The sequence below is a fragment of the Thioclava marina genome, assembly GCF_002020135.1.
Lineage (GTDB): Bacteria > Pseudomonadota > Alphaproteobacteria > Rhodobacterales > Rhodobacteraceae > Thioclava > Thioclava marina.
Window position 1 is genome coordinate 1,433,336 of record NZ_MPZS01000001.1, and the last position, 25,446, is coordinate 1,458,781.

A 25,446-nucleotide genomic window follows, 5' to 3' on the forward strand; every position below is an offset into this window, starting at 1 on the left:
GCGTCGATCAGGCCCAGCTAGGCCCCCGGCGCGACAGGCGCGCGAGATTGGCACTGGTATGACGGCCGATTTCGGACATCGAGGCCGAGATCGCCCGATCCGCGCTATGCCCCTTGAGGATCGCCCAAGCTGCGGCCTCTGTCGCCTCTGCCACAGCAACGGGTTTTTCATGCAACATCTGGAAAGTTTCGTGCATCGGCACGTCCCAGAGACCCGCCATACCCGCCAGCCGCATCGCGATCACCGCCTGAGCTTCGACACCAATTCGCGCGGCCTCGAAGCCGATGCGCACCAACGAGAGTGGATCCATTTGAAATCCTTTCGAAACTCACAAAGCCAGGGCAGAAACACGCCGTATACGCTAACATTCAGAAGTTAATATATTGCCTGGTTTCGGAAGGTCGAGCCATCCAAAAGTAGCATGACAGCCACCCAGCGCGCGCAGGCGCACAAAGAGCTCGTCGTACACGCGCGAAGCGGTGCTTGAATTCACAGCCACGTGAGCCATCATCGGTGCGAAATCGAACGGATTGACTCCGGGACCAAAATTGAACCATCTGGTTCACAAAGAATGCGCCTCACTTTCGGGCTTGGCGCGCAACGATATTCGACGGGACTTCTCATGATCAAACGTCTTCTCATCGCCATTGTCGCGCTCGTCCTCGTCGTGGGCGGCATCGTCGGCTATAACATGTTCCGCTCGAAGATGATCGCGCAATACTTCGCGAACATGACGCAGCCCCCTGTCGCCGTTTCGGTGAGCGAAGTGAAACCGATCACCTGGACGCCGGGTCTGGAAGCGATCGGGACCGCCTCGGCCGTGCGCGGGACCGAGCTGGCCGTCGAGATGGGCGGCACGGTTCAGGAAATCCATTTCAAGGCCAATGACCGCGTCGAGAAAGGCCAGCTTCTGCTGCAGATCGACGACCGGTCCGAACGCGCCGACCTCACCTCGGCCAAGGCAGCTCTGGAGCTGGCGGAGACCAACCTCACCCGTGCGCGTCAACTGGCCGAACGCGGAGTTTCGGCCACCTCGAACCTCGATCAAGCAGAGGCTTCGGCGCAGGAAGCCCGCGCCACCGTCGCGAAGCTGCAAGCCGTGCTGGAAAAGAAGCGTCTCGTCGCGCCCTTCGCGGGCGTGATCGGCATCCCGCAAGTCGAGATCGGCCAATATGCCGCGACCGGCACCGCCTTTGCCACGCTCCAAGACCGCGATCACATGCGCGTCGACTTCACCCTTCCCGAACAGCAGGCCCGGGAGGCCGAAACCGGACAGAAAGTCGAAGTGACGACCGAGGACGGCTCGCTGAACCTGAAAGGCGAAATCACTGGTATCGAACCCAAGATCGACCCGAATTCCCGCCTCGTGACCCTGCGCGCCGAAGTCGGCAATGACGGAAATCAGCTCACGCCAGGGCAATTCGTCCATGTGCGCGTCGTGCTGCCCTCCGAGGACGGGGTGATCGCGCTGCCGCAAACGGTCGTCAGCTCAAACCTCTATGGCGACTCGGTGTTCGTAGTGCGCAAGGAGACGCCCGAGGGAGCGGACGCACCGAAGCTGATCGCCAAGCAGGTCTTCATCACGCTCGGGCGCCGTTCGGGCCCGCTGGTCGAGATCAGCAAAGGGCTGAAGGCGGGCGACATGGTGGTGAACGCGGGTCAGAACAAACTCAACTCCGGGGCCACGGTGTCGATCGACAACACGATCTCGCCCGACCCGGACGCGCCCGCGACCGCCGACGTGATGAAAGCTTTCGACATGCCCGCCCCGGCGGCGGCGCAGTAAGGGCGATCCCATGAATATCTCGGAAATCTTCATCCGCCGCCCTGTCCTGTCGATGGTGCTGGGCGCGTTCATGCTCCTGCTGGGCGCGCAGGCCTATTTCAACCTGCCAGTCCGCGAATACCCCGAGGTCGAGGAGACCGTGGTCACCATCACCACGACCTATCCCGGCGCCTCGCCCGAGCTGATCCAGGGCTTCATCACTTCGCCAATCGCTGCTGCCGTCGCGACCACGGAGAACGTCGACTACGTCACCACGCAATCGCGCCCCTCGGCCTCGGTCATCTCGGTGCATATGAAGCTCGGCTCTAACTCCGACGCGGCGATGACCGAGGTGCTCTCGAAGGTGCAGCAGGTGAAAGGCCAGCTGCCTTCGGCGGCGAAAGACCCGGTGATCGTGAAGGGTACGGGGCGGACCTTCGCGCTCATGTATCTTGCCGCGATCAACCCCAACATGACGCCCGAGCAGTTGACCGAATATCTGCGCCGCGTCATCCGCCCGCGCATGTCGACCATTCCCGGCGTGGCACAGACGCAGATCATCGGGGCTTCGGACTATGCGATGCGGATCTGGATCGACCCGGACAAGCTCGCAGCGCGCGGCGTGACCGCATCTGAAGTGCTGGCGGCGATCCAGGCGTCGAACTTCCTCTCGGCTCCGGGCAAGACGAAGAACGAATACGTGGCGCAATCGATCACGCTGCAATCGACCCTTCAAACCCCGGACGCGTTCGGCAAGCTGCCGATCCGGTCGTCGGGCGACGAGGTGGTCCGGCTGCGCGATGTCGCGAAAATCGAGCTTTCGAAGGCCGCCGACAATGAGATCGTCACCTTCGATGGCAAGCAGGGCACCTTCCTTGGCGTCTTCCCGACGCCCGCCGCGAACCCGCTCGACACCGCCGCCGCCGTCAACGACGAATTGCCGGCGATCAACGCCACCCTGCCCGAGGGCATGAAGATCGAGCTCGTTTACGACTCGACCGAGACGATCTCGGCCTCGATCCATGAGGTGTTCAAGACCATCGGCGAGGCGGTCGCGATCGTGACGGTGGTGATCCTTCTCTTCCTCGGCTCCTTCCGCTCGGTCGCGATGCCGATCGTGACCATTCCGCTCTCTCTGATCGGGGTGCTCGCGGTGCTGATGGCCTTGGGCTATTCGATCAATCTTCTGACGCTGCTGGCGATGGTGCTTGCGATCGGCCTCGTGGTCGATGACGCGATCGTCGTGGTGGAGAACATCCACCGCCATATCGATGACGGGATGAAGCCTATCCCCGCCGCCGTTCAGGGGATGAAAGAAATCACCGGCCCGGTGATCGCGATGACGATCACGCTGGCCGCGGTGCTGGCCCCTCTGGGCTTCACCGGCGGGCTGACCGGGCAGCTCTTCCGCGAGTTCGCCTTCGCGCTGGCAGGCTCGGTGATCCTGTCGGGCGTGATCGCGCTGACCATCACCCCGATGATGTCCGGGCGCTTGCTGAAACACGGCGACGCCAAGGGGTTCCAGGCCTTCATCGACCGCAACTTCGACCGGCTCGCGGGCTGGTACGGGCGGCGCGTGAACGGCTCGCTCGACCTGCGCGGCATCACCATTCTGGTCGTGGTCTCGCTGATCGGCGTCACCGGTTTCATGCTCGTGAACACCAACACCGAGCTTGCCCCGGAAGAGGATAACGGCGCGCTCTTCGCGATCCTCAATGGCCCGCGCTATGCGACGAGCGACTACACCCAGAAATACATCGACCAGGTAAGCAAGGACACCGCCGGCATCCCCGAGGTGCGCACCGATTTCTCGATTGCGGGCTTTGGCGGCGACAGCTCACAGGGTATCTATATCTGGGCGCTCAAGGACTGGGCCGAACGTCAGCGCAGCCAGAAAGAGATCCAGCAGGAGATTCAAGCGGATCTGGGCAAATCGACCGGCCTCAAGGGCTTCGCCTTCGCTCCGCCTTCGCTGCCGGGGACCGGGGGTGGCCTGCCGATCTCGGTGGTGATCCAGTCGATCCACTCCGCGAAACGGGTGGCCGAGGTCGCCGAGGAGATCAAGAACAAGGCGATGGCCTCGGGCAAATTCATCATCGTGCAGAACTCGCTCAATTTCGACAGCCCGCAGGTGGATGTGACCATCGACCGCGACCGGGCGGCGGCGCTGAACGTTCCGGTCTCGGATATCGGCTCCACTCTCGGGCTGCTGGTCGGCGAGGCCTCGGTCGCGCAGTTCGACCGGGATTCGAACAGCTATGACATCATCCCTCAGGTGCCGCAGAAATTCCGTGCCAATCCCGAAGAGCTTGGCCGCTACTATGTGCGCTCGGCATCGGGCGCGATGGTGCCGCTCTCGGCGCTGGTCAAGATCGAGAATGGGGTGAACGCGGCTTCGATCGAACAGTTCGACCAGCTCAACGCGGCGACGATCACCGCCCTGCCGCTGCCCGGCCAATCGACCGGCGCGGGGCTCCAGACCATCGTCGATATCGCCAATCAGGTGATGCCAGAGGGGTTCTTGGTGAACTATTCCGGCCAGTCGCGGATCGAGACGCAGCAGGGCAACACCATCCTGATCGCTTTCGGTGCGGCGGTCCTCGTGATCTATCTCGTGCTGGCCGCCCAGTTCGAAAGCTTCCGCGACCCGTTCATCATCATGATGACGGTGCCGCTGACGATCTTCGGAGCGGTGCTGCCGCTCAACCTCGGGCTCGGAACGCTCAATATCTATTCCGAGGTCGGGCTGATCACGCTTGTCGGCCTGATCACCAAGCACGGCATCCTGATGGTGGAATTCGCCAATCAGCAACGCGAGAGCGCTGGTCTTACCCGCCGTCAGGCAATCGTGAAAGCCGCCCAGATCCGACTGCGTCCGATACTGATGACCACGGCCGCGATGGCGCTTGCCGTGGTGCCGCTGATCCTTGCGCAAGGCGCAGGCGCCGCGGCACGTCAGGCGATGGGGCTGGTGATCTTCTCGGGGCTGCTGATCGGGACGATGTTCACGCTCTTCGTTGTGCCGATGTTCTACAGCTTCATCGCGCCTTCGGACGCCGCATTCGACGCCGCTGCAAAACGCCGCGCCGAGGCCGGCTGAGACGCGCGCTCAAGCGAAGACGACAATTCAGGGGCACGGGCAAAAACCGTGCCCCTGGTTCATTACCCGGCCGCTTTCTCCCCCGCCTTCCAGGCTTGGAGCGCCGCATTCTCCTCGGGCGCCTCGGGGGCCCGGAGCGCGGCTGGCGGCGGTGCGACTGCCTTGTTCATCCGAAAATAGAATGCCTCGCGTGCGCCGAAATAGAAGCTCACCACCGCGCCCAGCAGCCACCAGAGCGGTTCGGGCACGTAGTTGAGCCCCACCATGCGCTGTGCGAAACCGACGGGATCGACCATGGCGTAGATCATGAGCCCGACAATACCGAAGGCGAGCGTCGGACGCGGCAGGCGGTTTATTCCGTTCACGATCCGGTCGAATATGCCGGGGCGGATGTATTGGAACTCTGTGCCGTGCTCTTCGAGGGCCGCGAGATAGGCCGCCTGCGCGGCCTCAAGCTTTTTCGTGGCATTGGGCACGAACACCTCGGCTACCGAAGTCGCCGCCTCTCCCACCGCCTTCGCGGCAGAGGCGCCGCCCACGAGCCTGTCGATCACGCCCATGCCGACACCCGCTTGCGATGTTCGGTCTCGGTCAGGTGGAAGCGTGGCGAGATGAATTCTTCCGCACGCCGGATCCACCCGCCCTTCTGTCCTGCCCGGGTGGTCGCGAATTTGCGGCTGGCGGGGCGGGCATCGGCGACGCGGTAATAGTAGTTGCGCCGCGCGATCCCGTAGGCATCGGCAAAATACCCGGGCGCGGTGGCATCGGCGATCTCGGCGGCGGCGACGGTCTGCGGGCCGATGATGCCGTCGACGATGATGCGCTGCCCCATATCGCCCAGCAACCTTTGAAGGATCACCACGGCATTGCCGCCCGCATTCACATACATGTCGAAGACCGAGGGCTGAATTGCCGCCGGAAGCCGGTCGATCCGGGGTGCTTCGTAATAATGCTGGATGAAGATTTCGGAGGCCTGCGCGGGATCGAGCGCGCGAACATCCATCTCGTCGATGCGCCCGTCGCCGGTAAGATCACGTCCGAGCCGCCTGAGCGTGCCGAGCGTCACCCCGTGTTTCGTAGCCCCGCCGGGATCATCGGGATCGTCGACGTAGCCCCCTTCGCGCGCGACGATCTCCGCCGCGATCTGCGTGACCGTTTTCATGGCCTGCCTCCGTTACTGCGAACGGCGACAGGCTCAGATTTCGGGATTAAGCCTCGGGCAAGCCAGCGTGCGCTGGCGCAAGGATCACGATGTGATCACGAGGGATCAGGACGAGGGCGGCTCGTAGACGCCCTGCTCCTTGAGCGCATCGACGACTTCCTTGGGCATGTAATTCTCGTCGTGCTTGGCAAGGATCTCGGAGGCCACGAAGGTGCCCCCTTCCATCTTGCCGGTGCCGATCATGCCCTGACCTTCCTTGAACAGGTCCGGCAGGACGCCCGCGAATTTCACCGGAACGGTCGCGCCGCCATCGGTGACATTGAATTCGATCACCTCGCCCTGGCCGCGCTTGAGCGACCCGGCTTCGACCAGACCGCCGAGGCGGAACACTTCGCCGGGCTGCGGCGGCTCCGTCGCGAGCTGCGAGGGCGCGCGGAAGAAGTTGATCCCGTTGCGCATGGAATAGCCGATCGTGCCGGTGGCGATCACCAGCGCAAGGGCGGCCACGGCCAGCACCTGGATACGACGTTTCTTCTTGAGGCTCTTCATCGTCTTTCCTCCTCGGATGCCGCTTCGTCTACCTTCCCCGGCATGGCTGCGCCATGACCTTGGTCAAGGGAAGACGGGGGCGAGCATCAGCCCTTCGCTTTCCTCCAGCCCGAGCATCAGGTTCGCGTTCTGGATCGCTTGCCCCGACGAGCCCTTGCACAGGTTGTCGAGCGCCACGACCACGAGCGCGCGCCCGGGAATCCTGTCTCCTGATACACCAATATGGACAAAATTGGAGCCAGTTACAGACCTGGTGGAGGGAACTGCGCCGAAAGGTAGCATTTCGATGAATGTTTCCGTTACGTAACGGTCCGAAAGCGCGGCGTAAACAGCCTCCGGATCCCCTTTCACATAGGCCGAGGCAAGGATGCCGCGGTTGAAAGGTGCGAGATGCGGGGTGAATTGCACCAGCACGGGGCGGCCCGCCAAGGCGCTGAACTCCTGATCGAATTCGCCCAGGTGACGGTGCTTGCCGCCTTGCGAATAGGGATAGGTGCCCCCCGAAAGCTCTGCATGGAGCAGGTTCTCCTTGAGCGAACGGCCAGCGCCGGAAACGCCGTTCTTCAGATCGAGGATGATGTCGTCGAGGTCGATCACGCCCGCCTCGATCAGCGGGCGGATCGCGTACTGGCCCGCAGCAGCGTTGCAGCCCGTGCCCGCGACCAACCGGGCCTCGCGAATCGCGTCGCGGTAGAATTCGGTCAGCCCGTAGACCGCCTCTTTCTGCAACTCGACCGCAGCGTGGGGCTTGCCATACCACTTTTCGTATTCGGCCGGATCGCGCAGCCGGAAGTCCGCCGAGAGGTCCACGACCTTCAGATCACGCGGCAATTCCTTGATCACCGCCTGCGAGGTCGCATGGGGCAGCGCGCAGAAGGCCAGATCGACATCCGAAAAATCGATCTCCTCGATCTTTACCAGATCGGGCAGCCCGAGATGACGCAGATGCGGGAAGACATCGCCCATCGCCATGCCAGCCTTGCGCTCACCCGACAGCGCCACGATCTCCATGCCGGGATGGGTGGCAATGAGCCGGACCAGCTCTGCACCGGTATAGCCCGATGCGCCCAGGATTGCGATTTTCTTGGTCATGTCTTTCTCCGCGCTTGTCGCTTGGCATTCCATTACCCTAACCTCACGCTCAAATAAACTCCGCGTGACGACGGGGGAGAGCCGATTTTCAGACAGGTATTTTCATGGTCCAGGACTGGTATTACGCGGACGGACAGGCACCCACCGGCCCGCACACAGGCGAACAGATCGAAGATATGATCCGGGCGGGACGGATCAAGCCCGAGACCCTCGTCTGGCAAGAGGGGATGGCGGGCTGGGAACCCGCGGCGGCTCACTTCTTCACCGCCCCGCCCGAGGGCGGCGATGTGCCCGAGACCGACCCGTCGCAAAGCTTCTCCCATTCCGGCGTCGATCATGGCGGCGCGACCAATTACGCCGCGCGCGTCGCCCAGCGCCATCAGACAGAGGGCAAGCTCTCGACCAATGATCCGCGCGCCTATGCCGACGCCTCGATCGAGACAGAGCGGGCGAAACGCGGCATCGGCCCGGACGGGCTCTATGTCGACGCACCCTCGCGCGGGCCGATCGAAGCGGTGAAGGTCTGCTTTCGCAAATACGCAACCTTCAAGGGCCGGGCGAGCCGGTCGGAATACTGGTGGTTCATCCTGTTTGTGGCGATTGCCAGCGTGATCGGAGAAATCGCAGAAGGCGCGATGGGCTCGGACGGGGCCGCGATCAATGGCGTGATCGCGATTGCGACCTTCATGCCCTCGCTCTCGGCACAGGTGCGCCGCATCCATGACATCAATCGCTCCGGCTGGTGGGTGGGCTGCTACTGGCTTCTGTCGAGTGTCGGCGGTGCCTATATGGGCCACATCGCCTGGCAGAGCGGCGCGATGGAGACAGCTTCAGGCGGGACCGCGATGATGGCGCTCTTGTCCCTTTGGGGCATCGCGGTGCTGGCCTATTCGCTCACCCTGCTCATTTTCACCGTGCGACGGGGCACCTACGGCAGGAACGACTACGGATAAGCTCAGGCCGCCTCGAAACGGATCGGATGGCGCAGGAACTGCGTCGCGTGGCTCGAGACCGAGGCCGGATCACCGGTCGTCAGGAATTTCGACTCCGTTCCCGATCCGATGAATTCCGGCCGGCGTTCGAGATAGTCGGCAAGGCTCTCGGCCACCAGATTGGCCTGGCTATAGACATCCACGCCCGCGCCCAACGCCTCCTGGAACGTCTTCTGCATCAGCGGGTAATGGGTGCAGCCAAGGATTGCAGCCTCGGGATGCGGCATCCGCCGCTTGAGCGCCTCGACATGGCTTTTCACCAGCGCCTCGGCGAGGATCTCGTCGCCCGCCTCGATCGCATCGACAACACCGCCGCAGGGTTGCGCCTCGACATCGACGCCGATCGCGCGGAAGGCCAACTCGCGCTGGAACGCGCGCGAGGCTACCGTCGCGGGCGTCGCGAACAGCGCCACATGCTTCACGGCCACTTCGCGCGGCGGGGAATTGTCGCCCCATTTGCGCTCGGTCAAGGCCTCGATCATCGGCACGAAAACCCCAAGCACGCGCTTGCCCTCGGGGATCCAGGTCTCCTGCATCCGTTTGAGCGCGGCGGCCGAGGCCGTGTTACAGGCGAGGATGACCAGATCGCAGCCTTCGCCCCAGAGCCGCTCCACCCCCGCGCAGGTCAGGTTGAAGATGTCATCGGCATCGCGCACCCCGTAAGGTGCATGGGCATTGTCGCCGTAATAGCAGAAGGCCACGTCGGGCAGTCGCTTCGCGCAGGCATCATAGACCGTCAGCCCGCCCAGACCCGAATCGAACACACCTACCGCCATGGCACTCCCCGCGCGAAAGCCCGGTGCAGAAATTGCACCGGGTAGGCATCATTTACGCCCAAGTTTTCGCGAAAGAAACGCCTTTTAAGTCACTCGGCCGCGAGGGCCTGCGGGCTTCCGCCTTCGCGGAACGCCGCGAGCAGTTCCTCGCGCCGCTTCGCCGCCATATGCTCGGCCTGTGCCTTGACCGGGCCGAAGCCCCGGATGCTCAGCGGCAGTTCGGCCAGTTCGCGCGCGATCTCCAGCGTCTCGGGGGTGACCTTGGGCAGCACTTCGGCCATGTCGGCCTCGTATTGCCTGATCAGGGCGCGCTCCATCTTGCGCTCGTCCGAGTAGCCGAAAATGTCGAACGGAGTGCCGCGCAGGCCCTTCAGCTTGGCCAGAAGACGGAAGTTACGCTCCATGCCGGGGCCGAATTCACGCTTCTTCGGGCGGCCGTCCGGGCCTTGCTTGGACAGGATCGGCGGGGCGAGATGGAAGTGCATCTCGAAATCGCCCTCGAACTCGGCGCGCGCCTTTTCCGCCGTTTCCAGATGGAGCCGCGCGACCTCGTATTCATCCTTGTAGGCCAGAAGCTTGTGATAGCCCTTCGCGACCGCCTCGCGCAGTTCAGAGGGAGCACCATCCACCAACTTACGGAAACGCTTGGCAAGGCGCTTGTTCTGGTAGTCCACAAGATGGTTCGCACGGAACTCGATCGGATCGACGGGGGCCTTCACGACCTCCGACGCCATCGCTTTCGCGGCCTCCTCGGGGAAGGCCATCGCCCAGCGGCCCAGCTCGAACGCCCGCTTGTTTTCCTCGGGCTTGGCGCCGTTCAACTCGATCGCACGGAAGATCGCCTCATGGGTCAGCGGGATGTATCCCTGCTGCCACGCGGCCCCCAGCACGACCATGTTCGAGTAGATCGAGTCGCCCAGCATCCGCCGCGCCAGCTCCGAGGTATCGGCAAAGGCCACACGGTCCTTCAACCGCGCCTCAAGGCTCAGCTTGAGCTGCTCGCCCGGCAGCCGGAAATCGCGGTTGCGGGTGAACTCGCCGGTGACGATCTCGTGGCTGTTGATCACGGCACCGGTGCGGCCCGTGGTCATCAGGCCCAGCGTCTTGGCGCCCGCCGAGACCACCAGATCCCCGCCGATCACGCAATCGGCCTCGCCCACGGCCACGCGGATCGCCGAAATATCCTCGGGCTTGTTCGCGAGCCGCAGGTGGATATGCACCGCGCCCCCCTTCTGGGCGAGACCGGCCATCTCCATCATGCCCGCGCCCTTGCCGTCGATATGGGCCGCCATCGCCAGCACCGCGCCCACGGTCACCACACCCGTGCCACCGACGCCGGTGATCACGAGGTTATGCGTGCCCTCGATCGCGGGCAGTGCAGGTTGCGGCAGATCGGGCAGGTCGAGCGCCTGCGCCTTGGCCTTCTTCACCTTCGCCCCCTTGAGCGTCACGAAGCTCGGGCAGAACCCGTCGAGGCAACGGAAGTCCTTGTTGCACGACGACTGGTCGATCGCGCGCTTGGTGCCAAGCTCGGTCTCCACCGGCACGATCGAGACGCAGTTCGACTGCACCCCGCAATCGCCACAGCCTTCGCAGACATCGGTATTGATGAAGACGCGCTTGTCCGGGTCGGGGAACTGGCCGCGCTTGCGGCGGCGGCGTTTCTCGGCCGCGCAGGTCTGCACATAGATCAGCGCCGAGACGCCCTTGGTCTTCGCCAGCCGCTTTTGCACCGGCATCAACTCGGCGCGTTCGACCTTCTCGATCCCTGCCGGGAAGGTGGACAGGTCCAACTCTTCCTTCTCGTCATAGACCACCACGACGGGCTTCACGCCCATCGCCACGATCTCGGCGGCGATCTGCTGCGCGGTCAGGCCGCCCTCGTTCTCCTGCCCGCCGGTCATCGCGACCGCATCGTTGAACAGGATCTTGTAGGTGATATTCGTGCCTGCCGCCAAAGCCGCCCGGATCGCTTGCGCGCCCGAGTGGTTATAGGTGCCGTCACCGAGGTTCTGGAACATATGCTCGCGCGTCGAGAACGGGGCCTCGCCGACCCAGTTCACGCCCTCGCCGCCCATATGGGTGAAACCTTCGGTGTTCCGGCCCATCCACTGCACCATGTAGTGACAGCCGATCCCGGCATAGGCGCGCTCACCCTCGGGAACCTTGGTCGAGCTGTTATGCGGGCAGCCCGAGCAATACCACGGCGTCCGCGTCGCGATCTCGGGCGCGTTGTCGGCGCGCTGCGCGGCTTCGATCTTGGCGATGCCCGCCTTGATAGCGTCCGTGCCCCGGCCTTCCTCGATGAAGATGTCGCCCAGCTTTCGCGCGATCATCACCGGGTCGAGCGCGTAGCGCGTCGGGAACAGCTCTACCTGGCGGCCATTCTTCCAATTGTCGCCCTTGTGCCAGCCATAGACGCGGCGGCCCCGGCGATCGTCGAAAATCGCCTCCTTGACCTGCACCTCGATCAGCTTGCGCTTTTCCTCGACGACGATGATCAGCTCCAGCCCCTCGGCCCATTCATGGAAGCTCTCCATGTCGAGCGGGAAGGTCTGGCCGATCTTGTAGGTAGTGATGCCAAGCCGTTCGGCCTCGGCCTCGTCGATACCCAGAAGCGAGAGCGCATGAACCAGATCGAGCCAGTTCTTGCCTGCCGCCACCAGACCGATCTTCGCGCCCGGCTTGCCCCAGACGCGGTTGTCGATGCGGTTCGCGCGGGCAAAGGCCTCGGCCGCGAAACGCTTGTAATCGATCATCCGCGCTTCTTGCGCGACCGGCGTGTCGCCGAGCCGGATGTTCAGCCCGCCTTCGGGCATCTTGAACTCAGGCGACACGAATTGCTGGCGGAAGGGATCGCCATCGACGACCGCCGTGGCCTCGACCGTGTCCTTCATCGTCTTGAGACCGACCCAGACCCCTGCGAAACGGCTCAGCGCATAGCCGTAAAGCCCGTAATCGAGGATTTCCTGCACGCCTGCGGGCGACAGAACCGGCATATAAGCATCGACCATCGCCCAGTCGGACTGGTGCAGCACGGTCGAGGATTCCCCCGTGTGGTCATCGCCCATTGCCATGATGACGCCGCCATGGGGCGAGGTGCCCGCCATGTTCGCGTGGCGCATCACGTCGCCCGAGCGGTCCACGCCCGGCCCCTTGCCGTACCAGAGGCCGAAGACGCCGTCATATTTTCCTTCGCCGCGCAGCTCCGCCTGTTGCGAGCCCCAAAGCGCCGTCGCCGCGAGGTCTTCGTTCAGGCCCGGCTCGAAGCGAACCTGGCTCTCTTCAAGCACCTTTCGCGCGCGCGCCATCTGCAAATCGACCGCCCCCAGGGGCGAACCGCGATAGCCGGTCACATAGCCGGCCGTATTCAGGCCCGCCGCCTTGTCGCGCGCTGCCTGAGCCAGAACCAGACGCACCAAAGCCTGCGTCCCGTTCAGCAAAACCGGAGATTTCGTAAGGTCAAACCGATCCGCGAGGGATATTTCTTGCCTTCCCATTAAGCACCTCCCCTTGCTAATTGGGCATAGGGCGATGATAGGTCACAAACTCTGACCTAGAAAGCGAAAAATAGTTACGAAGCGGTTTCTTAAATCGCCCGGAGTAATGTAAAGAAACTTGCGCAGGCAGTCTTCGCGACGAACCGAAAGTGACCGGAATGGATTGGGATAAGCTCAGAATCTTCCACGCAGTGGCCGATGCGGGGTCTCTCACCCATGCCGGTGATGCGCTGCATCTTTCTCAATCTGCCGTGAGCAGACAGATTCGCGCGCTCGAAGAGGCGCTCGGAACGACACTGTTTCACCGTCATGCCCGCGGACTGATTCTCACCGAGCAGGGAGAACTTCTGTTCGAGGCGACCTCGGCGATGGCGAAAAAGCTCGACAGCGCCTCTGCGCGGATCCGCGACAGCGAAGAGGAAGTCTTCGGCGAACTGCGTGTGACGACCACGACCGGCTTCGGCACACTCTGGCTCGCGCCACGCCTGACCAAGCTCTACGAGAAATACCCCGATCTGAAGATCGACCTGATGCTGGAAGAACGCGTGCTCGACCTTCCGATGCGCGAGGCCGATGTCGCGATCCGCATGAAGGAACCGGCACAGGCAGACCTGATCCGCAAGCGCCTGTTGAATATCCGCATGCGGCTCTATGCGACGCCGGAATATCTTGCGAAAGCCGGTCGCCCCGAAAAGATCGAGGACCTGCAAGACCATAGACTGATCTGCCAGACGCCGCGCACTCCGCAGGTTCAGGCGGGCGCACAGCTTGCGCGGCAGGTCCTGGCCTTCGATCAAAGCTCGACGCTGACGGTGAACAACTATTTCGGCGTGCTGCAAGCGGTACTCAACCATATCGGCGTCGGCATCCTGCCCGACTATCTGACCGCCGACTTCCCCGGCATCGAGCAAGTACTGCCGGATGTGGAATCGGTCGAGATTCCGATCTTCCTCGCCTATCCCGAAGAGCTGCGCTCCTCGCGCCGGGTGACCGCGTTCCGCGACTTCATCCAGGAAGAAATCCTGTCCTATCGCCGCCAACAGGCAGGCGATTCAACCTAAGGTTGCACCGCGACATTACCGCAACGCATAGCGGACATGTTGCGCATGCAGCATGTTTTCCCTTGATGCGTTTACAAACCGCCCATAAATGAGGCGAAGAAGGGTTGGACGCGCTTCTTGGCGCATCACCTTCTACCTCCCTGTTGGACTTTGGCCGAGCTTCGTCTCGGCCTTTTTTTTGCTTAGCCTCCTGCGTTCCCGAGGCAGCCCTCAACCGAAGGGTCAAATCTCACATCCGCTCACGCAGGCGAGATTGAGAAGAACGCGCCATACGCGTGACTTCCGCTCCGGTTCAAAATTTCCGAGCGCCGGAAGGTCACAATTATTTCAGTGAACTTTCTCCTCCACCCCGCCGTTGCCTTTCCAGACGCCACGACGGCGCAAGTGATTGAATGTCACGCCAAACCGAAAGGAGATTGACATGACCAACCAGAAAAAACTTCTCGCTGCCTCGACCACCCTCTTCGGCGCTCTCGCGATTGCAGGCTCGGCCTCCGCGCTGAATCTGTCTGATGTCTCGGGCAGCAACATCGATGCGGGCCAGTATTACGGCATTGCCGATTATCGCACTGGCACCGTTCCGGCTCAGGAAAGCTCGGCTGGTACGCCGCCTGCGGTGACCGCCTCCAACACGTCGGATTTCACCAACCAATACGGCATCACCGATGTGACCACCGGCACCGCCACCGTGCCCAGCACCTCGGCTGGCGAGACCCTGATTCCCGCCGAGAACCAACTGGCCGATGAAGCTGGTATCGCGGGGATGAAAGCTGCGGCCCATGCCGAAGATGCGGTGATGAGCGTCAACGGGAACGTGATCGGCTCGATCGAGAAGGTCGAGAGTCACGATGCCTACGACACGATCTACGTGCGCACCTCGGAGAAGCTCGACACCACCGTTTCGCTCTTCAAGCTGAACGTACCCAAGACCGCCGCGATGGATGGCAAGGTCAAGCTCGGCTGGACCGTTTCCGAGCTGCTGACCTCGCTCGAAAATCAGGTCGACATGCGCTCGTAACGCGACACGCATTCCCTTGAGAGAACGCGGGGCCCCCGGGCCTCGCGTTTTTTATTGCCGCAACGTCGGGCAAATCCCTTTTCCCCTTGCACGGATTGGCCTAATAGGTGCCCCAAACCCGATGCCCGGAGGCCCTCCCATGAACGAGCCGCAGATTACGCCCGATCTCATCGCAGCCCATGGCCTGAAGCCCGATGAATACGAGCGTATCCTCGAAATCATCGGCCGCGAGCCTACTTTCACCGAGCTCGGCATCTTCTCGGCCATGTGGAACGAGCATTGCTCCTACAAATCGTCGAAGAAGTGGCTGCGCACGCTGCACACTACCGGCGATCAGGTCATTTGCGGCCCCGGCGAGAATGCGGGCGTCGTCGATATCGGCGACGGGCAGGCCGTGGTCTTCAAGATGGAGAGCCACAACCACCCCTCCTATATCGAACCGCACCAGGGCGCCGCGACCGGCGTTGGCGGCATCTTGCGCGACGTGTTCACCATGGGCGCGCGCCCGATCGCCGCGATGGACAGCCTCAGCTTCGGCATGCCCGACCATCCCAAGACCTCCCACATCGTGAAAGGCGTGGTCGAGGGCGTTGGTAGCTACGGCAACTGCTTCGGCGTGCCGAACGTGGGCGGCGAAGTGCGCTTTCACCCGTCCTATAATGGCAACTGCCTTGTGAACGCTTTCGCGGCGGGCCTCGCGGATGCCGACAAGATCTTCTACTCGGCGGCCTCCGGCATCGGCATGCCGGTCGTCTATCTCGGTGCCAAGACGGGGCGCGATGGCGTCGGCGGTGCGACCATGGCCTCGGCCGAGTTCGACGACACGATCGAGGAAAAGCGCCCCACCGTTCAGGTCGGCGACCCCTTCACCGAGAAATGCCTGCTCGAGGCCTGCCTCGAACTGATGCAGACCGGCGCCGTGATCTCGATCCAGGACATGGGGGCCGCGGGCCTGACCTGCTCGGCCGTCGAGATGGGCGACAAGGGCGGCCTGGGCGTACAGCTCAACCTCGACGCCGTGCCGCAGCGCGAAACCAACATGACCGCCTATGAGATGATGCTGTCCGAGAGCCAGGAGCGGATGCTCATGGTGCTCAACCCCGAGAAGGAAGAGATCGCGCGCGAGATCTTCGTGAAATGGGATCTCGACTTCGCCATCGTCGGTGAGACCATCGCGGAAGACCGCTTCCTGATCGTGCATGGCAACGAGGTGAAAGCGGATCTTCCTCTCTCGAAGCTCTCCTCGGAAGCGCCGGAATATGACCGCCCCTGGGTGCCGACGCCCGAGGCGACCGCTGGCGCGGCCCTGCCCGAGATCGGCGCGATCGACGCACTCAAGGCGCTGATCGGTTCGCCGAACTATGCCGACAAGTCGTGGGTCTACGAGCAATACGACACGCAGGTGATGGGCGACACGGTGCGCCGTCCGGGCCTCGGTGCTGGCGTGGTGCGCGTGCATGGCACGGAAAAAGCGCTGGCCTTCACCGCCGACGTGACGCCCCGCTACGTCAAGGCGAACCCGTTTGAGGGTGGCAAGCAGGCCGTGGCCGAGGCGTATCGCAACCTCTCGGCGGTCGGTGCCAAGCCGCTCGCCTCGACCGACAACCTGAACTTCGGCAACCCCGAGAAGCCCGAGATCATGGGCCAGTTCGTGGGCGCCATCAAAGGCATCGACGCCGCCGTGCGCGCACTCGACATGCCGATCGTGTCGGGCAACGTCTCGCTTTATAACGAAACCGACGGCACCGGCATCCTGCCCACGCCGACGATCGGCGCAGTGGGCCTGCTGAACTCGCTCGACGAGCTGATTGCGGGTCTGCCCACGGCAGGCGACGTGGCGATGGTGATCGGCGAGACCAAGGGCCACCTCGATCAATCCGCGCTGGCATTCGAGGCCTTCGGGATCGAGTCGGGCGATGCGCCCGAGGTCGATCTTGACGCCGAGAAGCGCAATGGCGAGTTCCTCCGCGAGAACCGCGCGCTGATCAAGGGCGCCGCGGACCTCTCGGACGGGGGCCTTGCGCTTGCGGCCTTCGAGATGGCCGAGGCCGCAGGTGTCGGCGTCACGCTCGACGCGGACGACATCCCGACCCTCTTCGGAGAAGATCAGGCCCGTTATCTCGTGGCGTGTTCCTTCGATCAGGCCGAGGCATTGATGGTCGCTGCCCGCAAGGCCGAAGTGCCGCTCGCCACCGTGGGCCGGTTCGGCGGCGACACGGTAAGCTTCGGCTCCGAAAGCGCCCCGCTGGCGGAACTCTCGAGCCTCTACAAATCCGCCTTCAAGGCGGCGGTCGACGCCTGATCTCTGTGAGCTGATGCAGATCGGCCATGCGCGCGGGGGCAGTTTTCTTCGCCCGCGCGCAGGGTAACCTGTCCGCGGACCTTACCGGCTCAGGATTTCCCCTTGCACGCATCGACACTCGCCTATGCCACGCGGCTCTTTCTCGCCGCGACGCTCGCCCTGACCTTCGCCCGCTGGCTCGGGCTGAGCAATATCTACTGGGCGGCGATGCCGGTCTGGGTGGTGATCCAACCCAATCGCGAGGACATGGCGCTGCGCGCCGTACTGCGCGTCGCCGGAACGCTGGTCGGCGCCGGCATCGGGATCGCGGCGCTGCGCTGGCTGCCAGTGCCGGGAATCGCACTGACCGTAGCACTGACCGCCGCGATCGGCGTCGGCATCGCCTACAGAATCGGCACGCACTGGGCCTATGGTTTCACGCTGATGGCAATCACCATCGGCGTCGTCGTGATGCCCGCGCTCGGGATGGGAGCCGAGGCGATCCCCCTCGCGCTTGACCGGGTTTATTGCACGCTGATCGGGGTGGCTTCGGTTACTGCCGTCAACTGGCTGTTCACCCCGGCACGTGCGGTCCCGATGGCCCCGCGGCCCAATCCGCATTTTGCACAACAGCTCTGGATTCGCATGGCGGCGGTTGCGACCCTGACCGGGGCGGCAACCTTGCTCGACGCGCATTTCAGTCATCCCGCCGCGACCGCAGCGGGATTGTCGGTGGTCGTCTTCTCGGCGGTTCTCGGCTCAATGCCCAACCCGCGCCCCGCAGTGCGTTTTCTCGTGCCGGGCGTGGCGCTTGGTGTGCTGGCGGCCGTCAGCTATCGCACGCTCGCGCCGCTCACCGGCGGCGATCCGGCCGCACCACTGATCCTCGCCTTCGCCTTCATCGCGGGCGGCGCCCTGCTGCGCGCGCACCCGCGTACCAGCCTGATGGGAATCGACATCAACATGTGTTTCCTGCTGGCCGGAGAAATCGGCGCGCCGGGCCATTCCCTGCCCGTCATCGCCGCCGGGGCGGCCACGATGTTCCTCACCAGTGCGGCGATCGCGGCGCTCATGTTTTTCCTCTCGCACCTGCATCCGCCGCTCGAGACCGCATGAGCATCCCCTTGCGGCCAGACGCTGCCCCGCCTAGATTTGCCGCAAAGGACGAGGAGCCCTATCTATGCCGATGGAAGCGCATGACATCGAAGCCCTGATCCGGGCGGAATTTCCCGATGCCAAGATCACGATCACCGACCTGGCCGGCGACGGCAATCACTGGGCGGCCGAAGTGATCGACGAAAGCTTTCGTGGCAAGAACCGCGTTCAGCAGCAACGCGCGGTCTATGCCGCGCTCAAAGGGGCGATGGACGGGCCGGACGGGGCGCTGCATGCGCTCGCGCTGACCACCAAGGCGCCCGACTGAATTTACACGCATCCCGCAGACGGGATGGAGAAAGGACAAAGCGATGACCGCGCAAGACCAGATCGCCCAGCAGATCGCCGAGAATGACGTCGTGCTCTACATGAAAGGCACGCGGGACATGCCCCAATGTGGCTTCTCGAGCCGCGTCGCGGGCGTGCTCAACTTCATGGGTGTGAACTACAAGGACGTGAATGTGCTGGCCGATCAGGAGATCCGTCAGGGCATCAAGGATTACTCGGACTGGCCGACGATCCCGCAGCTCTACGTAAAGGGCGAATTCGTCGGCGGCTGCGATATTGTGACAGAGATGACGCTGTCGGGCGAGCTCGATCAGCTCTTCGAGACCAAGGGCGTGAGCTTCAACAAGGAAGCCGCCGAACAGATCCGCGCCGCCAACGCCTGAACGCGGCCAGATCGCCTAGGAAATGCCCCGCTCCGGCGGGGCTTTTTCATTCGTGGGAGGCGCATGGCCGGGCGCATCGTGCACCCGGGGCCGCCCGCCAAAATCAGGCTCGATCATCCGCCAGATCGCGAAAGCCCCCCGCGCACCATCGTTACCAAACGTCATCGCCCCGGCCTGTCTGGGCCGCCGCGCGAAGCAGAGTTGCCGAAAGTCCTTGCCGCGCAAGCAGTTCGCTTCATTTGCCCGAACCTTATCGCCTGATGCGGCAGGACACCGCCTTTGACCAAATGGTTGAAGGATCGCGCGGCCTTCGCTAGCCTTTCGCCAAATCTCCAGTCGGGTTTGCTCATGACTTCCCCCACAATCGACCTTCATCCGCCGCGCAATCCGGGCATGCCGCTCGACCTGTCGTGGTTCGACCGTATCGCGGTGAACACGCCTGCGGCTCAGTCGCGCGCCGCTCAACTGAGCACGCGCCGCTCCCTCAAGAAGGAGTGGCAGGCGGCCTGGCTCGTGAACGCGATCCGCTGCATCGACCTGACGACCCTTGCGGGCGATGATACCGAAGCCCGCGTGGCGCGTCTTTGCGCCAAGGCGCGCCGCCCGCTGGCCGATCATATCCTCGAAGGGCTCGGGCTCGATCAGGTCCAGACAGGGGCGGTCTGCGTCTACCCGACGATGGTGCGCGCGGCCGTGCGCGCGCTTGATGGCTCGGGCATTCCCGTCGCCTCGGTTGCAACCGGCTTCCCGGCGGGGCTGATGCCGATGAACCTGCGGCTGGCCGAGATTCTTTACGCCGTCGAGGAAGGCGCCGCCGAGATCGACATCGTCATCACCCGCGCCCATGTGCTCGAAGGCAACTGGCAGGCGCTCTATGACGAAATCGCCGCGATGCGCGAGGCCTGTGGCGACGCGCATCTCAAGGCGATCCTTGCGACGGGCGAGCTTGGCTCGCTGCGCAATGTCTACAAGGCCTCGATGGTCGCGATGCAGGCGGGCGCCGATTTCATCAAGACCTCGACCGGCAAGGAAGGCGTGAACGCGACCCTGCCCGTCAGCCTCACGATGGTCCGCGCGCTGCGTGATTACGGCGCAAAGACCGGCTACAAGATCGGGTTCAAGCCCGCAGGGGGCCTCAAGACCGCCAAGGACGCGCTCGCCTGGCAGATCCTGATGCGCGAGGAGATGGGGACCGAATGGCTCCAGCCGCACCTGTTCCGCATCGGCGCCAGCTCGCTTCTGGGCGATATCGAGCGCCAGCTCGAACACCATGTCACCGGGCGCTATGCGTCCTCGTCCCGCCACGCACTCGCCTGAGGGAAAGATGCCGACCGTGAAAGAAATCCTTGAGACGATGGATTATGGCCCCGCCCCCGAGAGTGCCTCGGAGGTGATGGCCTGGCTGAAGGACCGTGGCGATTTCGGTCACTTCATTGATGGCGGTTTCACCAAGCCGGGCGATGGGTTCGCCACCGAGAACCCCGCCACGGGCGAGGTGTTGGCCAAGGTCACGCAAGGCAGCCCAGAGGATGTCGAGGCTGCGGTGAAGGCCGCCCGCAAAGCCGCGCCGAAATGGGCGGGGCTCTCGGGCCATGAGCGCGCGAAATACCTCTACGCGATCGCGCGCCACCTGCAAAAACGCGCACGCTTCCTTGCGGTGCTGGAAACGCTCGACAACGGCAAGCCGATCCGTGAGAGCCGCGACATCGACATCCCGCTCGCGATCCGCCATTTTTACCATCATGCGGGCTGGGCCGAACTGGTGGCCGAGGAATTCCCGAACCACGCGCCGCACGGCGTCTGCGGCCAGATCATCCCGTGGAACTTCCCGCTGCTGATGCTGGCCTGGAAGGTCGCGCCTGCGCTGGCCGCCGGGAACACGGTCGTTCTGAAACCCGCCGAATACACCCCGCTGACCGCGCTGGCCCTCGCCGAGATCTGCGCCGAGATCGGCCTGCCCAAAGGCGTCGTGAACATCGTGACCGGCGACGGCGCGACCGGCGCCGCGCTGGTGGAGGCGGAGGTCGACAAGATCGCCTTCACCGGCTCGACCGAGGTGGGCCGCATCATCCGCCGCGCCACCGCCGGGACGGCCAAGGCCCTGACGCTGGAACTGGGCGGTAAATCCCCCTTCATCGTCTTTCCCGACGCCGATCTCGATGCCGCCGTCGAAGGCGTGGTCGATGCGATCTGGTTCAACCAGGGTCAGGTCTGCTGCGCGGGCTCGCGCATCCTCGTCTCCGAGGCCGTCGCGCAGGAATTCACCGCACGGCTGACCGCGCGCCTGCACAAGCTGCGCGTGGGCGACCCGCTGGATAAATGCACCGATATGGGCGCGATCGTGCATCCGACCCAGCTCGCGCGCATCCGCGATCTCGTCTCGCAGGGCGAGGCCGCAGGTGCGACGCTCGTCCAGCCCGAGACGCAACTGCCCGTGAAAGGCTCGTTCTTCGCGCCCGGCCTGCTGACCGGCGCGGAACCCGCGAACCCGGCCAGCGTCGAGGAAATCTTCGGCCCCGTCGCCACGCTTACCACCTTCCGCACGCCCTCTGAAGCCGTGCAGCTCGCCAATACCACGCGCTACGGCCTCTCGGCCTCGATCTGGTCGGAGAACGTGACGCTCGCGATGGATGTCGCGGCGCAGGCGAAGGCGGGCGTGGTCTGGATCAACTGCACCAACCAATTCGACGCGGCCGCAGGCTTCGGCGGGATGCGCGAAAGCGGCTTCGGCCGCGAAGGCGGGCGCGAGGGGATGCTGGCCTATCTCAAGACCCCCGAGCCAAAAGCGAAACCCGAGGCGAAGACCCCCGATTTCGCCGCCCAACCCTCGCCCGACACCCCGAGCGCCGCCACGATCGACCGCACGCCGAAACTCTATATCGGCGGCAAACAGGCGCGCCCCGATAGCGGGCAGAGCTACACGATCGCCGTGAAGGGCCGCGAGCTGGGCCTCGCGCCGCTGGGCTCGCGCAAGGATATTCGCAACGCGGTCGAGGCCGCGCATAAGGCGGGCGGCTGGGGCAAGCAGACCGGGCATAACCGGGCGCAGGTGATCTACTACATCGCCGAGAACCTCGCCGCGCGCGCCGAGGAATTCGCGGCACGGCTGAAAGAGGCAGGCCACGACCCGAAAGAGGCCGAGGCCACCGTGCAGCGCGCCTTCTATTACGCCGCCTGGGCCGACAAGCTCGACGGCGCGGTGAAATCGACGCAAAGCGCCAAGATCACCGTCGCGATGAACGAGCCCTGGGGCGTTATGGGTATCGCCTGCCCCGATGCGGCCCCCCTTCTGGGCTTTGCTTCGCTGGTGCTGCCCGCGATCGCGATGGGCAACCGCGTGATCGCGGTCCCGGCCCAGTCGATGCCGCTGATGGCCACCGATCTCTATCAAGTCTTCGAGACCTCCGACCTGCCCGGCGGCGTGGTCAATATCGTCACCGGCCCGCGCGACGAGCTCGCGAAGACTTTGGCCCAGCACGACGATGTGGCCGCGATGTGGTATTGCGGCGGGCCCGAGGGCCGCGCGATGGTCGAGGCGGAAAGCGCCGGGAACCTGAAGGCGACCTGGGTGATGGAAAACCGCGACTGGGCGCAGGCTCAAGGGCGCGCGTTCCTGACCCGCGCGACCCAGATCAAGACGATCTGGGTGCCATACGGGGAGTGAGGGGGCGTTGCCCCCTCGGCGCATCGCGCCTCCCCCCCGGGATATTGGGAGCAGTTGGAAATGAAGGCTGGGGCGCGAAACCTGATCACCGATGTCCCCGGCCTGCGCGTCGGAAACGCGCAGGATGAGGGGTTGCGCTCGGGCGTCAGCGTGTTGACCGGCAAACGGCCCTTCACCGCTGCGGTGCAGGTGATGGGCGGTGCGCCCGGCACCCGCGAGAGCGATCTTCTGGCGCCCGACAAGCTGGTGCAGGAGGTCGACGCGCTGGTGCTCTCGGGCGGGTCGGCCTTCGGGCTGGCGTCCTGCGACGGGGTGATGGCGGGGCTTCGCGATCAGGGGCGCGGCTTTGCAGTCGGCGCTCAGCGCGTCCCGATCGTGCCGGGCGCGATCGTCTTCGATCTGCTCAATGGCGGGGCGAAGGACTGGCGCGACAATCCCTATCCCAAGTTGGGCCGCACGGCGCTGGAGGCGGCTGCGGAGGATTTCGAAATCGGCACATCCGGGGCGGGCTTTGGCGCGATGACCGGGACGCTGAAGGGCGGGCTCGGGTCGGCCTCGGCGGTGCTCGAGAGCGGGTTCACGGTCGGGGCGTTGGTGGTGGTGAATGCGCTTGGGGCGGCTACGACCGGGACCGAGGGCCAGTTCTGGGCCGCACCTTGGGAGATGGAAGACGAATTCGGCGGTCTCGGCTCGGCGCAGAGTTATGCGCCCGGCTTTGAACCCGAACCGATGAAGCAACAGGGCGAAGCCACGACCATCGCCATCGTCGCGACGGATGCCGCGCTCACCCAGGCACAGGCGCAGCGCATGGCGGTCGCGGCGCATGACGGGATGGCCCGCGCCATCGTGCCCTCGCATACGCTTCTTGACGGGGATCTCGTCTTTGCCGCCGCGACCGGGGAGAAACCGCTCGCCGATCCGATCCGCGATCCGTTCCAGCTGGGTCATGCCGCCGCCTGTGTGCTGGCCCGGGCGATCGCGCGCGCCATATACGAAGCGCAGCCCCGGCCCGGCGATCTACAGCCTTGCTGGCAGAGCCTTTACGGAACACAGTCGCCACCGGGGAATTGACCCGGTGAGATACAAAAACCTTCGGGAGGACACCATGCTCGACGACAAGACCGATCTCAAATCCATCCTAAAGGACCCCTCGCTGCTCGCGACCAAGGCCTTCGTCGCGGGCGAATGGGTCGATGCCGATGACGGCAGCACTTTCGAGGTCACCAACCCCGCGCGGGGCGACGTGATCTGCACCGTGCCCGATCTGGGCCGCGCCGAGACCGCCCGCGCCATCGAGGCCGCCCGCGTCGCGATGAAGGACTGGGCCGCGCGCACCGGCAAGGAACGCGCCGCCGTGCTGCGCAAATGGTTCGACCTGATGATGGAGAATCAGGACGATCTCGGCGCGATCCTGACCGCCGAGATGGGCAAGCCGCTGGCCGAGGCGAAGGGCGAGATCGCCTATGGCGCGGGCTTCATCGAATGGTTCGGCGAAGAGGCCAAGCGCGTCTATGGCGAGACCATCCCCGGCCATCAGCGCGACAAGCGCATCACCGTGATCAAGCAGCCGATCGGAGTCGCGGCCTCTATCACGCCTTGGAACTTCCCCAATGCGATGATCGCGCGCAAGGCGGGCCCGGCGCTGGCCGTGGGCTGCGGTTTCGTCTGTCGTCCGGCCTCGGAAACGCCGCTCTCGGCGCTCGCGATGGCGGTGCTGGGCGAGCGCGCGGGCCTGCCCAAAGGCATCCTGTCGGTGATCACCTCGGCGAAAGCCTCCGATATCGGCAAGGAGTTCTGCGAGAACCACACAGTGCGCAAGCTGACCTTCACCGGCTCGACCGAGGTGGGCCGCATCCTGCTGCGTCAGGCCGCCGATCAGGTGATGAAATGCTCGATGGAGCTGGGCGGCAACGCGCCCTTCATCGTCTTTGACGACGCCGATCTCGATGCCGCGGTCGAGGGCGCGATGGCCTCCAAATTCCGCAATAACGGCCAGACCTGTGTCTGTGCGAACCGGATCTATGTGCAGGCCGGGGTCTATGACGCCTTTGCTGAAAAGCTCGCCAAGGCAGTCGCGGCGCTGAAAGTCGGCGACGGTCTCGACGAGGGCACAGAGGCCGGGCCGCTCATCAACGAGGACGCGGTCGAGAAGGTGCAAGAGCATATCAAGGACGTGCTCGACCGTGGCGGCGCGGTCATCACCGGCGGCGAGCGGCACGAGATGGGCGGCACCTTCTTCAAACCGACAGTGCTGACCGGGGTGACGCAAGACGCCAAGGTCTCGACCGAGGAAACCTTCGGGCCCGTCGCACCGCTCTTCAAGTTCGAGACCGAAGAGGAAGTCATCGAGAAAGCCAATGCGACGATCTTCGGCCTGGCCTCTTACTTCTACGCCCGCGACATCGGCCGCATCACCCGCGTTCAGGAGGGGCTCGAATACGGGATCGTCGGGGTGAATACCGGCATCATCTCGACCGAGGTCGCGCCGTTCGGCGGGGTCAAGCAATCGGGTCTCGGCCGCGAGGGCAGCCATCACGGGATCGAGGATTACCTCGAGATGAAATATATCTGCCTCTCGGTCTGAGGCGGAACGGGCAGAGGGCGGGCCACAAACCCGCCCTCTCTTTTATTAAGGCCCGCCGCCGCTTATCTTGAAACCC

General features: G+C 64.2%; 21 protein-coding genes. 14 read left to right on the forward strand and 7 right to left on the reverse strand.

All coding sequences use genetic code 11. The features are described 5' to 3' along the window. Positions 1 to 7: 7 nt before the first annotated feature. On the reverse strand, positions 8 to 310 hold the full coding sequence (locus tag BMG00_RS06895) for a hypothetical protein (RefSeq protein ID WP_078525758.1): 303 nt from the start codon (positions 308 to 310) through the stop codon (positions 8 to 10). A gap of 312 nt (positions 311 to 622) precedes the next feature. On the opposite strand from BMG00_RS06895, the gene BMG00_RS06900 reads away from it, so the two are divergent. Further along, the gene (locus BMG00_RS06900) at positions 623 to 1,786 is read left to right on the forward strand and encodes an efflux RND transporter periplasmic adaptor subunit (RefSeq protein WP_078525761.1); all 1,164 of its coding nucleotides are present in this window, start codon (positions 623 to 625) and stop codon (positions 1,784 to 1,786) included. A 10-nt stretch (positions 1,787 to 1,796) separates the two neighbouring features. Further along, positions 1,797 to 4,865: an efflux RND transporter permease subunit gene (locus tag BMG00_RS06905; RefSeq protein WP_078525763.1), complete on the forward strand. Its 3,069-nt coding sequence runs from the start codon at positions 1,797 to 1,799 to the stop codon at positions 4,863 to 4,865. 62 nt (positions 4,866 to 4,927) lie between these two features. On the opposite strand, the gene BMG00_RS06910 is transcribed toward BMG00_RS06905, so the two are convergent. The 4 genes from BMG00_RS06910 to argC all read right to left on the reverse strand — a co-directional run bounded on the left by BMG00_RS06910 (position 4,928) and on the right by argC (position 7,668). Continuing rightward, positions 4,928 to 5,425, reverse strand: a complete 498-nt coding sequence (locus BMG00_RS06910) for a holin family protein (protein ID WP_078525765.1) — start codon at positions 5,423 to 5,425, stop codon at positions 4,928 to 4,930. Then, on the reverse strand, positions 5,416 to 6,027 hold the full coding sequence (locus tag BMG00_RS06915; protein ID WP_078525768.1) for a holin-associated N-acetylmuramidase: 612 nt from the start codon (positions 6,025 to 6,027) through the stop codon (positions 5,416 to 5,418). The genes BMG00_RS06910 and BMG00_RS06915 overlap by 10 nt, the downstream gene beginning before the upstream one ends. Before the next feature lie 105 nt (positions 6,028 to 6,132). Beyond that, entirely contained in the window at positions 6,133 to 6,576 is a 444-nt protein-coding gene (ccmE, locus tag BMG00_RS06920; RefSeq protein WP_078525770.1) for a cytochrome c maturation protein CcmE, read from the reverse strand. Positions 6,577 to 6,639: 63 nt separating this feature from the next. Beyond that, on the reverse strand, positions 6,640 to 7,668 hold the full coding sequence (gene argC, locus BMG00_RS06925) for an N-acetyl-gamma-glutamyl-phosphate reductase (protein WP_078527184.1): 1,029 nt from the start codon (positions 7,666 to 7,668) through the stop codon (positions 6,640 to 6,642). Positions 7,669 to 7,772: 104 nt separating this feature from the next. Between argC and BMG00_RS06930 the strand changes: the two genes are divergently transcribed. Then, positions 7,773 to 8,621 carry a DUF805 domain-containing protein gene (locus BMG00_RS06930; RefSeq protein ID WP_078525773.1) on the forward strand — a complete coding sequence of 283 codons (849 nt, stop codon included), beginning with the start codon at positions 7,773 to 7,775 and terminating at the stop codon, positions 8,619 to 8,621. A 2-nt stretch (positions 8,622 to 8,623) separates the two neighbouring features. Here BMG00_RS06930 and BMG00_RS06935 read toward each other — a convergent pair whose 3' ends face one another. Both BMG00_RS06935 and BMG00_RS06940 read right to left on the reverse strand, forming a co-directional pair. Next, a complete protein-coding gene (locus BMG00_RS06935; protein ID WP_078573742.1) occupies positions 8,624 to 9,436 on the reverse strand; it encodes a glutamate racemase in 813 nt (270 codons plus the stop codon). An 89-nt stretch (positions 9,437 to 9,525) separates the two neighbouring features. Continuing rightward, the gene (locus BMG00_RS06940) at positions 9,526 to 12,936 is read right to left on the reverse strand and encodes an indolepyruvate ferredoxin oxidoreductase family protein (protein ID WP_078573743.1); all 3,411 of its coding nucleotides are present in this window, start codon (positions 12,934 to 12,936) and stop codon (positions 9,526 to 9,528) included. 158 nt (positions 12,937 to 13,094) lie between these two features. Between BMG00_RS06940 and BMG00_RS06945 the strand changes: the two genes are divergently transcribed. From BMG00_RS06945 to BMG00_RS06990, 11 genes are all read left to right on the forward strand, one after another. After that, complete coding sequence (locus BMG00_RS06945) at positions 13,095 to 13,997, forward strand: LysR family transcriptional regulator (protein ID WP_078527186.1); 903 nt, start codon at positions 13,095 to 13,097, stop codon at positions 13,995 to 13,997. Between the two features lie 421 nt (positions 13,998 to 14,418). Further along, positions 14,419 to 15,015 (forward strand): hypothetical protein, encoded by a 597-nt coding sequence (locus BMG00_RS06950; protein WP_078525779.1) that lies wholly within the window; start codon positions 14,419 to 14,421, stop codon positions 15,013 to 15,015. 139 nt (positions 15,016 to 15,154) lie between these two features. Further along, on the forward strand, positions 15,155 to 17,317 hold the full coding sequence (gene purL / locus BMG00_RS06955) for a phosphoribosylformylglycinamidine synthase subunit PurL (RefSeq protein ID WP_078573744.1): 2,163 nt from the start codon (positions 15,155 to 15,157) through the stop codon (positions 17,315 to 17,317). A 102-nt stretch (positions 17,318 to 17,419) separates the two neighbouring features. Further along, positions 17,420 to 18,412 (forward strand): FUSC family protein, encoded by a 993-nt coding sequence (locus BMG00_RS06960; protein WP_078573745.1) that lies wholly within the window; start codon positions 17,420 to 17,422, stop codon positions 18,410 to 18,412. Between the two features lie 64 nt (positions 18,413 to 18,476). Then, on the forward strand, positions 18,477 to 18,719 hold the full coding sequence (locus BMG00_RS06965) for a BolA/IbaG family iron-sulfur metabolism protein (protein ID WP_038144987.1): 243 nt from the start codon (positions 18,477 to 18,479) through the stop codon (positions 18,717 to 18,719). A gap of 43 nt (positions 18,720 to 18,762) precedes the next feature. Further along, positions 18,763 to 19,122 (forward strand): Grx4 family monothiol glutaredoxin, encoded by a 360-nt coding sequence (gene grxD, locus BMG00_RS06970; protein ID WP_078525785.1) that lies wholly within the window; start codon positions 18,763 to 18,765, stop codon positions 19,120 to 19,122. Positions 19,123 to 19,185: 63 nt separating this feature from the next. Further along, positions 19,186 to 19,383: a hypothetical protein gene (locus BMG00_RS17475; protein WP_146642568.1), complete on the forward strand. Its 198-nt coding sequence runs from the start codon at positions 19,186 to 19,188 to the stop codon at positions 19,381 to 19,383. An 87-nt stretch (positions 19,384 to 19,470) separates the two neighbouring features. Then, positions 19,471 to 20,439, forward strand: coding sequence for a deoxyribose-phosphate aldolase (gene deoC / locus BMG00_RS06975; RefSeq protein ID WP_078574267.1), 969 nt, complete (start codon positions 19,471 to 19,473; stop codon positions 20,437 to 20,439). A 7-nt stretch (positions 20,440 to 20,446) separates the two neighbouring features. Further along, on the forward strand, positions 20,447 to 22,786 hold the full coding sequence (locus BMG00_RS06980) for an aldehyde dehydrogenase family protein (RefSeq protein ID WP_078573746.1): 2,340 nt from the start codon (positions 20,447 to 20,449) through the stop codon (positions 22,784 to 22,786). Between the two features lie 60 nt (positions 22,787 to 22,846). Then, entirely contained in the window at positions 22,847 to 23,857 is a 1,011-nt protein-coding gene (locus BMG00_RS06985) for a P1 family peptidase (RefSeq protein WP_078573747.1), read from the forward strand. Positions 23,858 to 23,891: 34 nt separating this feature from the next. Next, positions 23,892 to 25,370 (forward strand): NAD-dependent succinate-semialdehyde dehydrogenase, encoded by a 1,479-nt coding sequence (locus BMG00_RS06990; RefSeq protein WP_078573748.1) that lies wholly within the window; start codon positions 23,892 to 23,894, stop codon positions 25,368 to 25,370. Positions 25,371 to 25,446 lie beyond the last annotated feature (76 nt).